This window comes from Paenibacillus sp. DP01 (assembly GCF_044784315.1).
Taxonomy (GTDB): domain Bacteria; phylum Bacillota; class Bacilli; order Paenibacillales; family Paenibacillaceae; genus Paenibacillus; species Paenibacillus polymyxa.
Genome location: NZ_CP173059.1, coordinates 5,596,847 through 5,612,734, shown reverse-complemented (window position 1 = coordinate 5,612,734; position 15,888 = coordinate 5,596,847). Strand labels below are relative to the sequence as shown.

At 46.2% G+C, this 15,888-nt stretch carries 12 protein-coding genes and 2 riboswitches; of the genes, 6 read left to right on the top strand and 6 right to left on the bottom strand.

The window, feature by feature from the left end:
* Positions 1–15: 15 nt before the first annotated feature.
* Positions 16–1,071 carry an AEC family transporter gene (locus ACH59B_RS24735; protein ID WP_017426083.1) on the bottom strand — a complete coding sequence of 352 codons (1,056 nt, stop codon included), beginning with the start codon at positions 1,069–1,071 and terminating at the stop codon, positions 16–18.
* Positions 1,072–1,362: 291 nt separating this feature from the next.
* Here ACH59B_RS24735 and mmuM point away from each other — a divergent pair, with 291 nt between their 5' ends.
* Entirely contained in the window at positions 1,363–2,310 is a 948-nt protein-coding gene (mmuM, locus tag ACH59B_RS24730) for a homocysteine S-methyltransferase (RefSeq protein WP_016822592.1), read from the top strand.
* Between the two features lie 191 nt (positions 2,311–2,501).
* Here mmuM and ACH59B_RS24725 read toward each other — a convergent pair whose 3' ends face one another.
* From ACH59B_RS24725 to rhaB, 5 genes are all read right to left on the bottom strand, one after another.
* Positions 2,502–4,790: a GDYXXLXY domain-containing protein gene (locus ACH59B_RS24725; RefSeq protein ID WP_404304019.1), complete on the bottom strand. Its 2,289-nt coding sequence runs from the start codon at positions 4,788–4,790 to the stop codon at positions 2,502–2,504.
* Between the two features lie 143 nt (positions 4,791–4,933).
* Positions 4,934–5,830 (bottom strand): AraC family transcriptional regulator, encoded by an 897-nt coding sequence (locus ACH59B_RS24720; protein WP_017426086.1) that lies wholly within the window; start codon positions 5,828–5,830, stop codon positions 4,934–4,936.
* Positions 5,831–6,012: 182 nt separating this feature from the next.
* Positions 6,013–6,858, bottom strand: coding sequence for a rhamnulose-1-phosphate aldolase (gene rhaD, locus ACH59B_RS24715; protein ID WP_019689000.1), 846 nt, complete (start codon positions 6,856–6,858; stop codon positions 6,013–6,015).
* A 51-nt stretch (positions 6,859–6,909) separates the two neighbouring features.
* Complete coding sequence (gene rhaA / locus ACH59B_RS24710; RefSeq protein ID WP_123797806.1) at positions 6,910–8,166, bottom strand: L-rhamnose isomerase; 1,257 nt, start codon at positions 8,164–8,166, stop codon at positions 6,910–6,912.
* 12 nt (positions 8,167–8,178) lie between these two features.
* The gene (gene rhaB / locus ACH59B_RS24705; protein WP_404302942.1) at positions 8,179–9,660 is read right to left on the bottom strand and encodes a rhamnulokinase; all 1,482 of its coding nucleotides are present in this window, start codon (positions 9,658–9,660) and stop codon (positions 8,179–8,181) included.
* Between the two features lie 328 nt (positions 9,661–9,988).
* A riboswitch (purine riboswitch) is annotated at positions 9,989–10,092 on the top strand.
* Positions 10,093–10,248: 156 nt separating this feature from the next.
* Between rhaB and ACH59B_RS24700 the strand changes: the two genes are divergently transcribed.
* The 5 genes from ACH59B_RS24700 to nikB all read left to right on the top strand — a co-directional run bounded on the left by ACH59B_RS24700 (position 10,249) and on the right by nikB (position 15,883).
* The gene (locus ACH59B_RS24700; protein ID WP_016822598.1) at positions 10,249–10,866 is read left to right on the top strand and encodes a xanthine phosphoribosyltransferase; all 618 of its coding nucleotides are present in this window, start codon (positions 10,249–10,251) and stop codon (positions 10,864–10,866) included.
* Positions 10,860–12,167 carry a nucleobase:cation symporter-2 family protein gene (locus ACH59B_RS24695; protein ID WP_016822599.1) on the top strand — a complete coding sequence of 436 codons (1,308 nt, stop codon included), beginning with the start codon at positions 10,860–10,862 and terminating at the stop codon, positions 12,165–12,167. Before ACH59B_RS24700 ends, ACH59B_RS24695 begins: the two co-directional genes overlap by 7 nt.
* A gap of 252 nt (positions 12,168–12,419) precedes the next feature.
* On the top strand, positions 12,420–12,551 hold the full coding sequence (locus ACH59B_RS24690; RefSeq protein ID WP_016822600.1) for a hypothetical protein: 132 nt from the start codon (positions 12,420–12,422) through the stop codon (positions 12,549–12,551).
* A gap of 382 nt (positions 12,552–12,933) precedes the next feature.
* A riboswitch (cobalamin riboswitch) is annotated at positions 12,934–13,139 on the top strand.
* Between the two features lie 215 nt (positions 13,140–13,354).
* Complete coding sequence (locus ACH59B_RS24685; protein ID WP_126666325.1) at positions 13,355–14,938, top strand: ABC transporter substrate-binding protein; 1,584 nt, start codon at positions 13,355–13,357, stop codon at positions 14,936–14,938.
* 15 nt (positions 14,939–14,953) lie between these two features.
* Positions 14,954–15,883: a nickel ABC transporter permease gene (gene nikB, locus ACH59B_RS24680; RefSeq protein WP_031462490.1), complete on the top strand. Its 930-nt coding sequence runs from the start codon at positions 14,954–14,956 to the stop codon at positions 15,881–15,883.
* Positions 15,884–15,888 lie beyond the last annotated feature (5 nt).

Below are 15,888 nucleotides of genomic sequence, written 5' to 3'. Positions count from 1 at the left end.
TGTTTTCCCCCTGATTTAGAAAATTCCAATTTTATCGATGACATTGAGCGTAATGATCCACACTGGAATCATGACGACGGAAGTAATAGTTGATAGAAGCGAAGCGTTGGAAGTCAGTACAGCTTCCTTATCAAAACTGATAGCATAGGCTGCAGCTACGGTAGCTGTAGGAGTAGCCATCATAATGACAATAGTAGATAAAGCGACAGTATCGACCGACAGAATATGAGATACAGTCAACAAAGCCAGCAAAACGATGTTCACAATAGGTACTAGCCAAACTTTAACAAGGCTGTAATACCATGATGTCTTGTCTGTAGCTGCCGATTTGAAGCTGATCTCACCCAAAGTCGAGCCAATCGATAGCCAGGCCAATGGAGAAGCTAGTCCGGCAAGGTAAGTCATGGGCTTGAACAGCCAGACAGCGGTTTGGTCAATTCTTAGAAAAGCAAACTGCTGAATGGTTCCATCCTCTGTAGCCACACTCATTTGTGGTAAATAACCCTGGAACAACCAAACAAACAAGCCTATAAAAGTCGCGATAACGATCGGATTCAAAAACATAGTTTTGAGATTTTTAAGCTCCATTTTTAAGCCGCTCATTTTGATATAGCCATAAGAATATAAGAAAATGCGGTAGCCTATATTAAAAATGGAACTGTACATGACTCCGGTAGGACCGTAAATGGCACCAACAATGGGAATTCCAAAAAAAGTAGTAGAACCGAAAATAGTGAGTACCCGTAAAACATCCTGCTTATCCTTGTTGTAGCTCAGGAAGAACGGCTTGGAAATAAAGATGAGAATGATATAAATGAGAATCCCCCATATTAAGACATTCATGCCTTGTTTTAATATGGTAGGATTGATATCCTGCATGAAAGAATTAAAGGCTAGTGCCGGTAGAGCCACGGTGAGAACAACCTTAGATAGCATCTTTCCTACGGCTGCGGTAAAAATCCCCTTCTTGCGGCAAAAGAAGCCGAGCAGGATAATAAAAACGGTAGAAGCGATAGAACTGACAATGCTGTTATCTGTTAAGGTCGCTGTAATCATTTCTAGTAAAGACATAGATAAAACCCTCTCTTGTACCTTTTTTCACATAAATGATGATGCAAAATGTGACAATGCAATTCCCTGATCTTTTGGCCAAAGTGTTTGGTTTGCACCTTTATAGTAAAAAAACTTTGTGAAAAAAAGAACAATATCTAATTAATTTAACTTATGAAACTAATTTAAAAAATTTATACGTTACATCAGGATGTAAATGTGAGGTGCTCATCGGCATACATGCTATAATATAAAAAATTAATTCCAACCTTGTTAGTGGGTTAAATGGATAAGACAAGCAGGAGGGTCCGCATGAATCCGATACAACGTATACTGAACAAATTTCAGCTGATCGTGCTGGACGGCGCAATGGCGACTGAACTAGAACGTCACGGGCATGATCTAAACGATAGCTTATGGTCAGCCAAAATCCTCTATGAACATCCAGATTCGATCAAGCGTGTACATCGAGATTATTTTGAGGCTGGGGCAGACTGTGCGATTACGGCGAGCTATCAGGCCACTGTGGAGGGCTATGTTCAACGCGGGCTGAGCAAAAATGAGGCAATGAAGCTTATTCAGTCATCGGTGCAGATTGCTGTACAGGCACGAGATGAGTTTTGGGCCGATGTGACGGCTACTGCGAGTCAGCAGACTCGTCCCAAGCCGCTGGTTGCGGCCTCTGTCGGACCCTATGGGGCGTTTCTCGCTGATGGATCAGAGTATCGCGGTGATTACAAGCTGAGCGAGGAGCAGCTTATGGAGTTTCACAGGCCGCGCATGAAAGCTTTGATTGAGGCGGGAGCAGACATTTTAGCTTGTGAAACGATACCCTGCATGGTTGAAGCCAGGGCCATCGCCTGGCTGCTGAAGGAATTCCCCGGCACGTATGCCTGGATCAGCTTTAGTGCAAAGGATGAGCAGCATATCAGTAACGGTGAGTCTATCGCCGCATGTGCAAAGTGGCTGAATGATCACGAGCAGGTGGCTGCAGTAGGGATCAATTGCACGTTGCCCAAATTCATTCCATCCCTTATTCACGAAATACACAGTCATACGGATAAGCCGGTGGTGGTATATCCCAATCTGGGGGAGGAATATGACCCGGTCACCAAAACATGGCAAGGCCATACTTGTACAGAGACGTTCGGACAGAGTGCCCGTCAGTGGTATGAAGCAGGAGCGCGTATGATTGGTGGCTGTTGTCGGACTCAGCCACAGGATATTAGAGAAATCGTGGCATGGTCGAGAGAGGTATAAACGAGGATAAACTTTCAGGGAAGGTTATCATGGAGTTTTCCTCCATTGCCGCAAAAGAACAAGCAGGCTGAACCGAGTTATACTCCAGTAATGGAGCAACCTGGTTCAGCCTGCTTTTTGTAAAGAATGAATTTCTAAAGCCTCGCTTCGTTCGCTATTTCTCTACCTCTCTATCTCTTTGCCAATCCAGATCAGCCTTCCACCAAACGTTCCAGCAACGCATCTCCATTGCGGCTGACTCGAATATAGGCGTAACGAGCGTTCTGTTCAACAGTACGCCCGGTTCCTTCAGGGATGAAATAATTCTCAATACCGTACAGAATACGAGAACCATTCCATTGTCCGTTAAGAATGATTTCATGATTGGCAAGCACTTCACCATCTTGATATAGACGATCAGAGATGTATACTCCTTGGCTATCTGGTGTGAGAACGACTTTAACTTTGCCTCGGTTCCAATCCTTCTCCTGAAGAGGGTCCTTGGAAGGAGGGGTAGAAATATCGTAATTCAGTGCCACATAGTCGCCCTGCAACAGGGAACGCGGATCTATAGGAGCCAGCTTGAGCTTAACGGAGGCACCTGTGGCGAGCAGGGTTTCACTTCTCGCCGTCTGATAGCCGATAATCCCCAGCTGTAGTACGATGACGATGGCAATGAGTAACGGGCTTAAGCGCATAAAGCTAAAGCTGCGGTGATCGGCATCGAATGCTGCTTTGCCGCTATGAGCCATTCGTCGATCGAACCACCAGGTAATTCCGAGTGTAATGATCCCCAGCAGCACCAGTGTAAAAGATTTATACAGCAGCGTCCACAATAAATCATAGTATTTGAAGCCGATAAAAATGAACCAGAATACGACGCTCGTAATGGCCTGCGATTTGTGTTTGTGACGAATAAAGGCAAAGACCATCCATGTAACGATAACAAAATAAAAAATATTAATGAACATATAAGAGTGTGGAATGGCATCCTCGAAAAACGTCGTCCAAAACAGGAACAATAAGCTAAAGAATAATGAACTATCCCGAAGATGTTCTTTTAACTCTGTCTTGAGCACAAAGTAGCTTACCCCATATAACACGGCATTGAGCACGAATAAGGCGAAGATGATGAATTCATAGGTCCAGTTCCAACCATACCATTCTTGATACTGCTTTAATAAAACAGTCGCCATATTCAGGTTTACAAAAGTATAGGCAAAAAATTGCTGCCTTTTCCCCTTGGAGCGAAACCATCCGGCGATGGAAACGATCAGAAATAATACTGAAAGTAACGTCTGGTCTGACCATAGAATGGCCGCCAGACCGGTAATATAGCTGATGGTCAGCAGTGTATAACGGACTACAGAATCCAGCTTGGACTCCGGTATGACAATCATCGTAATCATCAGCAGCAAAGACACACTCAGCAGTACATATTCGGTGTGATTTACGTTTGTGCTAATCACAATCAGTCCAATGAGGGATATACTGCCAATCAATACTCCAACCACTTTGATTACACGGGATACGGTTTTGCTGATCCATTCACTACTGCGGTCTTCGGAATCAGTTGTCTGCGCATCGGATTTTGCGATATCTTCTTTGTTCTCATTGGGTATTTCTCCAGCCTCTGGGGACGGTTTTCCCAAACGATTTAAATAACGAAAAAACCATACGTTACCCGTCAGTAGCAGTGCCACAAAAATCAAACCGAAAACAAAGAATAGAGATGAAGAGTACGCCTCTGCCAGCTCTATAAATTTAAAGACAGCAAAAGCCGAGAGCGCCAATGCATTTAAGGTCAGTAACGTTTTATTTAGCCGAACCTTGATAAATATATAAAATCCTAAAGCAATCACAGCGATATGCGGTATATTCATGATCAGGCCATACCCATCGAATGCAAAGGAGTTGGTCATCGCCAACATAGCTATATGGAGAACAGTAAAGCTCATATATTGTAGTGGAGCAGAATGTATACGATGAAGGAACGTCAATAGAAATAGAACCAGATTGAATATTGCGAACACTCCAGCAATGGACAACGATTCCAGTTGGCTATAAGCCGCGCTTTGCATCGTTGGATAAAAATAAAGCCATACCCCCAAATGAATCAATACATAAGACAGCATATAAAAAGGATTATAGCGGGTGATCCAGCTAAGCAGTAAAGCCGGCACTGACCAAATGAGAAACAATCCATAGCTGTCTGCATGGGAGTTGTAAGTTTGACCGAGCAACGCCACGGAAACGCCGAAGGCTACACAGCCAGCCAGCAGAAATATATTGGACAGAAAAGCTTGTTGCCCGGGAACAGCACGAACACGTGCAAATACAAAAGACAAGCCATAGAACAAAACAATAAGCGCAACAGCTAGCACAATTTTGGCTGTCCGATCCAGTCCGCCCCAATTGGAGGCGAAAAAATAAATAATCGCAGCCAGTATCAGTGAGATGCCCAGCAGATAACCTGTACGTATAGCATTAAATCGCAGCATGGAATTCACGTACCTTTCCTGTTGGTTTGATGCCTATTATAGCGTTGATAGCGCTCAGAACCAAGTACAAATTAGGATCAGGTCATAAAAAAGGGAGAGCCGCCGTATGATGGTGGTTCTCCTGTATCGTTGCTGGATTCCGACTAAGCGTTGGCAGTGCGGATCTCTTGCCGGGACTGATGCCGGAAGCGATATTCTCGGGGTGGGATTCCTGCTGTTTTCTTAAATGCCTTGGAAAAGGTGGACATGTCGGTATAACCGATAGATTGGGCGATGATCGACAGATTGTAAGTGGTCTGTTCCAGCAATCTTTTCGCTTCGTTAATCTTGAGGGTTTGCAAATATTTGGCGGGGGAGATAAGGAAGGTAGAATGGAATTTACGTGAAAAATGCGCACGATCCACACCTACATGCTCAGCAATTTGCTCAATTGTAACACGGTCACAATAATGCATTTCGATGTAATCCTTCCCCTGCTGGAGCCAATAATCAGAGCATACAGAGTTGCGCAGAGCACCAGATGTGTTGCGGGACAACTCCTCGAAGATCTGATGTAGTGTAATTAAGCGGGCCAGATCGCTGCCCTGTCTGTTGTGGTCGTTGACGATGGAAAATAGGTTGGAGATCAGTTCGAGGATTTCCTCGCTCACTGCGTTAGCTATAAATGGCTTAGAGGGGTTGATCCCGATCCGCTCCAGCAACGCCAGAGATTTCGGTCCCTCAAAGGCAATCCATACCTTTTGTAACGGGTGCTCTTGGTCGGTGTAAAATTCATGGGCAAGATGCGGAAAAAAACAGAATACATCAGACTTCTGCACACGATACTTCTTTTCCTTATAAATGAACTCAGCTTGACCTTCAAGTACAAAAATAAAATAAAAATAAGGGACAGCCTTGGGGCCGACATGACAGCTTGCCTTCGAAATATCCATACCCAGTCTGACTGGCCAAATGGCACTGGATTTTTCCAGTTCGGTTGTTGTGAAATAATGGTCTTCCACGATGTCGAAGTGATCTTCATTCTTTGTTCTTCTCATCATTGTCACCTCTCCTTTGGTGGAGATAAGGGAATTTTGATTTTATTGTATATAAAGGAAAGTATAATTACAAGTTAATTCATTGGAATTTAGGGTTATAAAATTAAAACGGTAAAGGCTCCATGGCTGGTTTGAGACGAGCCGTGGAGCCTTATAGAGTCCTGCGCTATACGATTAGCCTGTGTTTATACGTTCAGGATTCCTTCTTTTGGAGTAACATTAAAGGCTTTAGCCAGATCTGATAGCTCCTGATCTGTAATCCGTTGCTGGATATCATGCTTAGCAATCAGCATATAAATTTGCGCTGCCTTTTCAATCGTTTCAATCAGGCCAAACGCTTCATCAATGGAGCTACCTGTTCCGAAAATGCCGTGATGAGGCCATAATACAGCGTGATGATCCTTCATTTTTTTCGCTGTTTCACGGCCGATTTCGCTGGAGCCTGGCACCATCCAAGGGATTACACCGATACCGTCTGGAAAGACTACGATACATTCGGTACACATTTCCCACAGCGTTTTGGTGAATTGGTTTTCGTCCAGACTATGAATGAAGGTCATGGCAATGACATGGGTGGCATGATTATGGATTACAACCCGGTGGTTGGGATCGACCTTCAAGCGCTCAATATGGCTCATAAAATGAGACGGCAATTCGCTGGTAGGAACCGCGTCATGCTTGAGGCCCCACAAAATTTCTAGCTGCTCACCATCTTGGGATACACGCAGGACTCCTAAATTGGCTTCCGGATCGGCAATAACGTTTTTGAAGTACTTGCCTGATCCAGTGACGATAAAATATTTGCCTGCCAGTTCATTCACGGGGAAAGCAGGTTTAATCGTTCGAATAACTTTATGAATATCAATATATTTGGCAACCTCGGCTTCATCTAGAATATAACTTACATTTCCTCCGTTGCGTTCATCCCAGCCGAATTTCCACATATTTTGCGTAATTTCCGCCATCTCGCGAACAAATGGGATATCCAGTCCTGATTTTCGTTCTTTTTGATTCTCCAGCACAGTAGTCATGGATGATCTCTCCCTTTGGATGATATGAATATTAAATGATCAGTGCAGTAGTTACCGTTTCAGCAGGACTCGTTGTTCATAGTTTTTAGCCTCGGTTAGCCATTCCTCACGAACGGGAACGCCGTTTTGAGCGCAATAGTAATCCCATACAGCCCCAAACGGATAGGATTTAAACTCTTCGACCAGGGCAAGTCGCGTAGTGAAGTCTCTTTCCTCTTCGGCTTTTTTCAGTTCCTCAATCGGCTCCAGCATGGCGCGAAGCAACGCTTTGATGGTGTTGCGTGTTCCGATGACCCATGCAGCCACGTGGTTGATACTGCCATCAAAGAAATCAAGGCCGATATGAGTGCGGGAAAGCAGCTCACCGCGAACGAGCTCACGGGCAATGTCCAGCAATTCGTCGTCCATCGTCACGACATGATCGCTATCCCAACGAACAGGTCTGCTGACGTGTAGCAATAGTTGATCGGTGAACATCAGCACAGAGGACAGTTTGTTCGAAATGACTTCTGTCGGGTGGAAGTGACCAGAATCGAGACAGATAGATTTCCCCCGTGTCAGGGCGTAACCCATATAGAACTCATGAGAGCCGACGACATAGCTTTCCGAACCGATGCCGAACAGTTTACTTTCAACTGCATCGATGTTGTAATCTTCACTAATTTCCTCGCTGAAAATCTCGTCCAGAGCATCCCGCAGACGTTCTCTTGGAGCCAAGCGATCCACCGGGGTATCCTTGTAACCATCCGGCATCCAGTGATTTGTGACACAAGGCTGACCGAGTTCCTTTCCAAAATATTCTGCAATTCTGCGTGATTTCTTACAGTGTGTGATCCAGAAATCGCGAATTTCCGGGTCCTTGTGGCTTAGGGTGAAGCCGTCCTCCGCTTTGGGGTGGGAGAACAGGGTCGGATTAAAATCAAGTCCAAGCCCTTGCTGTTTGGCCCAGTCTACCCAGTTCTGAAAATGGCGTGGCTCCAGTTGATCCAAATCTACTTGTTCTGTAGTATCTGCATAGATCGCATGCAGATTAACCTTGTGTTTACCAGGGATGAGCGATAGGGCTTTTTCCAAGTCCTGACGTAGTTCATCTGGCGTACCTGCTCTGCCCGGGTAGCTACCTGTTACGGCAATTCCCCCGCTAAGCTGTTTATCTTTGAACAGGAATCCTTGCACATCGTCTCCCTGCCAGCAGTGCAGTGATATTTTGATTTGTGAGAGCTTCCGTAAAACGTCATCCACCTGAATACCGTGGCGGGCATACAGCTTTTTCGCTTCGTTATAACTCGCTTCAATGGCTTCGTTCATGGCTTTACTCCTTTATTGAGATATGTGAATAGGGGGTGTTGCTTGTATCTTGAGGCGTTCCCAGCGATCCAGAAGCTCTCCCATGCCTTCCACCGGTTGCGGCTCATATAGCCGAGTCGGGAAGGAATTGGCTATGGTTCGGCCAGCAGCTTTCAGATCTCCAAGAGCACCAGAGCTGATTAATTGCACGACAATATTGCCGATGGCCGTCGATTCGGAAGGTCCTGCCTGCACCTCAATTTCTAAAAGGTCGGCTGTTAGCTGACATAGTAATTCGTTGTTAGCGCCTCCGCCGACAATGTGCAATCTGGTAATCGTTTCGTCTGTTAAATGTTGTAGCTCATGTAAAGCATCCCGGTAGCTTAAGGCCAGACTGTCAAAAATACAGCGGGCGAGCGCGCCAGGTGTGCGTGGGACAGGCTGCCCGGTTTTTTCACAGAACCTCTGAATCTCAATGGTCATACTATCCGGATTTAAGAAAGAGGACTGGTTACAGAGGACGAGACTGACAAACGGTGTCTCTGCTGAAGCCAATTGGGCCAATTCGGCAAAGCTATATGCAGAACCACCTTCTCTTCTAACCTCCTGAATCATCCATAAGCCCATGATATTTTTCAAAAAACGGTACGTGCCGTAAGCGCCCCATTCATTGGTGTAGTTCGCCTGCATAGCTGTCTTGGTATTCAAGGGTTGGGATCGTTCCATACCCAATAGCGACCATGTTCCGCTGCTGATATAAGCCCAAGACTCCTCTCGCGATGATGGAACACCTGCAACCGCTGAGGCGGTATCGTGTGTAGGCACAAGGATGAGCTGACAGTCGGGAAGATCGTATTTCCGAACAAGCTCCGGCAAGATGGAGCCCAGAACACGTCCAGGCTCAGCCAGCTCCGAAAATTGATTACGCCGAAGCTGGAGCAGGGAGAGCAGGTCCTCATCAAACTCTCGGGTGTTCACGTTGAGAAGCTGCATCGTGGATGCATTGGTCATTTCATTGACCATAATGCCTGTCAGGCGATAGTACAGATAATCGGGTACCATCAATATTTTATCTGCTTGGGCGAGTTGTTCCCGATCATGGGCGAACAGTTGATATAGGGTATTAAAGTTTAGTTCCTGGATGCCCGTTTTCTCATATACCTCTTCTCGGCTGATGAGCTGGTGCAGCTTATCGGGGGCATGTAGAGTGCGTGCATCGCGGTATGCGTACACCTCATGGATGCGATGACCTTCCTTATTAAGTAACACGTAATCTACAGCCCATGTGTCAATGCCGAGCGTACAGGAGTCAATCCCGTTTTGTTTGGCTTTTTGTAGTCCCTGGATGATCTCATCAAATAAATTGTCTATATTCCAGTAATCGTGCCCGTTCCTCTCAGTAAAGGAGTTGTTGAAACGATGAAGTTCTTGCAAGTGAATTTGTTCACCTTGTAGAGTTGCACTCACGAGTCTTCCGCTTGAAGCTCCAATATCAACAGCAAGATAGTTGTTCATATCTAATCTCCTTGCATGGATGAAATCCCGGCAGCCTGAAAGACTGCCTTTTGTTTCTTAACTAATTCCATACTAATTCCGTTTGTCTGTGCAGTCAACATAAACGGAAGTATAATTTTTGGTTTTTCTTTTGAATTTAAAAATAAAATTAATTTTAAATGTTGTTTTGTATTGTTTTTCGTTTTTTAATATCTGCTTTCTACTATATATATACCTCAAACAGGGATCGGTGTGTTGTTGCGATATTCAAATTGTGGAAGGTTCTCCAAATGCCGCTGTTTGTATGAAAAATAGTCTTGAAACCGCCCGCCAGAGGGTGTAGTATACAAGATATCAATTTCATATGACTCGTATAATATTGGGGATATGGCCCAAAAGTTTCTACCGGATGACCACTGTAATCGTCCGACTATGAGTGATAGCGCATCAGCTTCGGATGAATGCGGGCATTTTATTTGTGCGCCAATCCGTCAGGGATTACGACCCCAAGGACAGGCTTCACTTGAGAAACGACTCAAGGGAGCTTGTCCTTTTTTGGTTTTTGCAGGTTTTATTCTATTTTAAGTACAGAGGAGCGATATTCGCATAATGAAAGCTTTGGAAGAACGTATTCGTCAAGAGGGACAAATTTTATCCGATACGGTGTTAAAGGTAGATTCATTTTTGAACCATCAGGTGGATACAGCATTAGCATTGGAGATTGGTAAGGAGTTCGCACGTCTGTTCGGCAGTGCTCCAATTACCAAGGTGCTTACTATTGAAGCTAGTGGTATTCAATTTGCTATGGCTACTGCTATTGCTTTGGGGGTACCGTTCATTTATGCGAAGAAAAAGAAGGCGATCACGCTGAATGAACAGGTATACTTCGCAGAGGTTCATTCGTTCACTCGGCAGGAAACCTATCAGGTGAGCATTTCCCAAAAATATCTCGATGCCAGCGACCATGTGCTGATCGTGGATGATTTTTTGGCAACTGGTGCAGCTTTGGTCGGACTTACCGATATTGTGAAGGAAGCAGGAGCAGAGCTGGCCGGAGTTGGCTGCGTAATTGAAAAGAGCTTTCAGGAAGGCCGTGGACTGTTGGAGCAAAGAGGTATTGCCGTACGTTCTCTAGCGCGTATCGCTTCCATGGCACCGGGCGAAGTCCATTTTATAGAGGAAGCTGGCACGGTAATTCCTCCCGTTAAGGAGAATGTGGGATGTTAAGTAAACAAAAATTATTTGCGCTGGGTTTCCAGCATGTCATGGCGATGTACGCCGGAGCCATTGCCGTCCCTCTGATTGTAGGGGGAGCGCTGCACCTGACGCCAGCCCAGATGGCTTATCTAGTGGCTGCTGATCTATTCACTTGCGGGATTGCTACATTATTACAGATTATGGGCACACGTTTTTTCGGAAGTAGACTGCCTGTCATTTTGGGCTGTACGTTTACGGCAGTAGGACCCATTATCGCAATTGCTTCGACATCAAATCTGGCGACAGCGTACGGTGCCATCATTTTGTCCGGTATATTTGTGGTGCTTGCGGCACCGTTGTATGGCAAACTGTTACGCTTTTTCCCAACAGTGGTTACCGGCTCGGTCGTTACGATTATCGGTCTATCCCTTATTCCGGTGGCGATGAACAATGTAGCGGGTGGTCAGGGCAGCGCGGATTTTGGACAGCCGCGTAATTTGCTGCTGGCGCTGGTTACACTACTGGTTATTCTGCTTGTCAATCGAGTAGCCAAGGGCTTTTTACGCTCGATTTCCGTTCTTATTGGTCTGTTCGCAGGTACTGTAGTCGCCTATGCGATGGGAATGGTGCATTTTGCTCCCGTAGCGGATGCTTCGTGGGTGAGTATTGCGCAGCCGTTTTATTTTGGTAAGCCGGAGTTTAGCATTATGGCAGTATGTACGATGATTATCGTCAATATTGTGAGCATGGTCGAGTCTACAGGGGTTTATCTGGCAGTAGGTAAAGCGATTGATCAGAAAGTGGAGCAAAAGCAAATCGTCAATGGACTTCGTTCGGAAGGACTTGCAATTATGTTGGGCGGTATTTTTAATGCGTTCCCTTACACGGCCTTCTCCCAAAATGTAGGTCTGATCTCGCTGACTCGCGTCAAATCCCGTAACGTTATTTTTGCTGCTGGCGGCATTATGGTCGTCCTCGGTTTGCTGCCTAAGCTGGCTGCCTTGACGACAGTGATTCCTAACGCTGTGCTGGGCGGGGCGATGATCGTCATGTTTGGCTCGGTTGCTGCATCAGGCATGTCTATTTTGTCAGAAGTGGATCTGCGGAAAGAAAGCAATCTGCTGATTGCAGCATGCAGTATTGCCGTGGGCCTAGGCTCAGCTGTTCTGCCGCAAATGTTCGACCAACTGCCGAGCTTTGCCAAAATGCTGCTGCAAAACGGCATCGTATCTGGCTCGATTACGGCAATTGTCTTGAACATTGTTTTGGCAAGAAAACAGGGTGAATCGGTCAAAGGCGTTAATGTCTCAGAAGTTCCACAGAAGGTTTGATGAATAGGAAATAAACAAAAACAGCCGGAGAGAGGGCGTAGCCTCTTTTCCGGCTGTTTGGGATGGGGTTATCCAGAACTAGTTATTTATTAAGCAGCATGAAATTATTGATAAAACCCTCTTTCTGTATGAAGATCGGGGTTTGGATTTTCGAGTGGTAGGAAGAGGCATGGTATAATCTACCTTAAGGACTTTGGATAGTGGTGGATGTTTTCGGACCACGGCGCAGCTTCCCGAAAGGGGGTGAAGCCGATGGTCAACCTTGTGTCGTGCTATGATGTGCTGCGTTGGATGGTTACGTTACTAAGCCTGGTGTTTAGTATTCGTAAGCTTTATCGCTGGCTGCGTCGGAAATTTCGGAACAAGCGAAAACCCACCGCGTAATTAGGTTGGCCCCTAACGGTGGGTTTCGTTCGCAATAACATTCAGTTATGCAGCGCGCCGTGGTGGTGATCCACAGCCTTTCAAGTCCTAAGAGTCTTTGCCGTTGGAGCGGCGAAGGCTCTTTTTAGTATACGGATACGGTGGTTATCTCTATACCTAATTTTAACACGTGAATTGTGTGCACGCAACGTTAAGACATACCTTCAATTGCGCGCAAGCAATGAATAGCCTTGGCCTTGATTCACACTATATCATTCAAATTTAAATTATTACGCAACATTTGTTGACAAGCCAGTAGCAACAAAATAAGATAATCCTAAATCGTAATAAAAAGGAATAAAGGAAGAAAACAGGTGTGAGCCGGACAACTCTATATACGAAGTTTCGTAGAGACGATGTAGATAGTTGTTGAGCGTGTTCACTTAAAAGGGAAGTTCGGTAGATTCCGACACGGACCCGCCACTGTATACAGGCATCAGCAGGGTACTGCTGGAGCTTTCAGAACAAGCCACTGGAACTGTGAGGAACCGGGAAGGCCTGAAAGATACGCTTGGAGTCAGGAGACCTGCCTGTTTTGACATCACTGTCAGACCCACGGGATGCTGGGGAGGTGGTTAGGCGTGCTGCATACGGAATGTCTGAAACCGATCTGATCCCTTCTATGTTCTTGGAGCTGGCTTTGAGGTGAGTTTTGACATTTTATAATGAAAGCATTTCTGACTGCTGATCAAGTGGTCGGGAATGCTTTTTCGCGTTTTGCGTTAGGTTTATACGATTTTACAAGATAGAGGGGGAAATGTGGGATGATAGGCAATCGTAATAGGCGTTCATGGTTCATATGTACAGGATTGCTGCTGCTGATGGCAGTTATGACTCTTTCGGGATGTGGCGCAGCCACGAAGACGGAGGATAGCTCGGGCAAGGGTGAGAACACGTCTGCACAACAGACTCGAGCAGATAAAAAGCTGGTGATGGCGTATACGTGGAAACCGTCCGGCGTCGATCCGCATGGAGATAATAGCTGGGACGTGATGCGTTCCGGTGCCGGTGAGACACTCATTCGTTTGAATGAAAAACTGGAACCTGTAGCTTGGCTAGCCAAGGAATGGAAGCATGATAGTCCTAATGTGTGGTCGTTCAGCGTGCAGGATAAGGTCACGTTTCATAATGGAAAGAGCATGGATGCAGTAAGTGTAAAAGCATCTTTGCTGCGCTCAATCGAAAAAAGCCATCTGGCGAAGGATTTACTGGATGTGAAGTCCATTGATGTAACTGGTCCGCTGACGCTGAAAATTACGACAAACCAGTCGAATGCAGCGCTGGTATCCAATTTGGCTGATCCGTCAACGATTGTACTGGATGTGGCATCCATGAAAGATGAGCAAAGCTACCCTGCGATGACAGGTGCCTTTAAAATCAAAGCCTTCAACAAGGATCAATCCTTGGTCGTCGAGCGTTATGACGGATACTGGGGCGAAAAGGCGCGATTGGCCGAAGCGACGATGAAATTCATTACGGACGGTAATTCGCGCCTGATGGCGTTGCAATCTGGTGAGGTGGATGTAGCGACGGATATTCCGGTAGATAACGCAGAGGTATTAAAAAAGAACGACAAGCTACAAGTGCTGTCGGCTCCATCCTTGCGCACCCATATGATTGTGTACAACATGGAATCACCTGTGTTCAAGGATGCAACCAACCGTAAGGTGGTGGACAGTCTGATTCCGCGCGCATCCATTGTGAGCGCCGTCATGAGAGGCTTCGGTACGGAAGCAAGCAGCCCGTTTCCGAGCATTCTTCCCTTCGGTAAGATTGAGCGCAAAGCATTGGACGGAACGGCGGAGCAGTTGTTGACGAAGGATGGCTGGCAGAAGGATGCCCAAGGTACGTGGACCAAGCAGGGCAAGCCATTCGAGGTTACGCTGCTGACCTTCCCACAGCGTCCGGAGCTATCCGTCATGGCTGAGGTGATTCAGAGCCAATTGCTGAATGAGGGAATCCAGGTCAAGATTCGCAAGGTGGAAAATATCGACGAGGCATTGACCAAAAATGATTGGGATTTTGCTATGTACAGCATGCTCACGGCCCATACAGGGGAGCCGCAGTATTTTATGGACATGTTCTACTCTTCTACAAGTGAAGCGAATGTAAGCCGTTATGCTTCCAAACCGCTGGAGAATATTCTTCACAGCCTGAAGTTGGCGAAGGATACCGCACAGCGTAATACGGTAACACTGCAAGCGCTGGATATCATCAATACAGATTTACCGCAGTCGTTCATTGTGCACCCTGACAATGTGTTTGGTGTGAAAAAAGGAGTAAAGGGCTTTACACCTCATCCGATCGAGTATTACTACATTACAGCGCAATCTGATATTGCGGAATAACGAGCAACGTATCCTATGATTCGTTTTATATTGGAACGTGTGGCGCAGCTGCCCATCATTGTATTCGTTGTATCTACGCTGACTTTTGTACTGATGAGGCTGGCTCCTGGTGACCCTGCTCTCATTTTGCTCACCGCGCATAATGTTCCTGCTTCTGGGGAGGCGCTAACCGCGCTGCGAAACGAACTGGGCTTGAATGAGCCGCTTCATATTCAATATGTGAACTGGCTGAGGGATGTGTTCACAGGACATTGGGGAACCTCGTATGTGTCCAAGGAGCCGGTGCTAAACGAACTATGGAGCAGACTGCCCGCTACGGTGGAGCTAGCTTTGGCGGGCTTTGCCGTCATGACGGTGCTTACGCTTGGGATGGGACTGGCTGCCTCGCTAAAAGTCAGCGGTCCACTAGATCGTCTGGGCAGGCTGTTCGCTTTGCTGGGATCGTCAATCCCTTCTTTTTGGCTTGGTTTTCTGCTGATCTATCTATTTTCCGTTCGCTTGGGCTGGCTACCATCCATGGGAAGGGAGGACTGGACACATTTAGTACTCCCAGCGCTGACGCTTGGTGCAGGATTGGGAACGGTGCAAGCCCGTGTATTGCGTGCTCAAATGCTGGAGCTGAGTGACCGGAATTTTGTGAAGGCAGCGAGGGCTCGCGGTTTTTCACGTATGCATATTCTCTTTTTTGAGATATTTAAACATGCCGTTCTGCCTATGATCACGCTGTTAGGTACGAATCTATCATTTATGCTGGCAGGTAACGTCATCGTAGAAACCATTTTTTCATGGCCAGGGTTAGGAAAGTATTTTATAGATGCAATTACGCAGCGTGATTACCCGGTGATTCAGGGATATGTTATGTTTGCCGCGTTTTTAATTGTAGGTGTTCAGTGTTTGGTGGATGTGGTCCAGACGGTGATAGATCCAAGGCTGCGTTTGCGTTAAGGGGG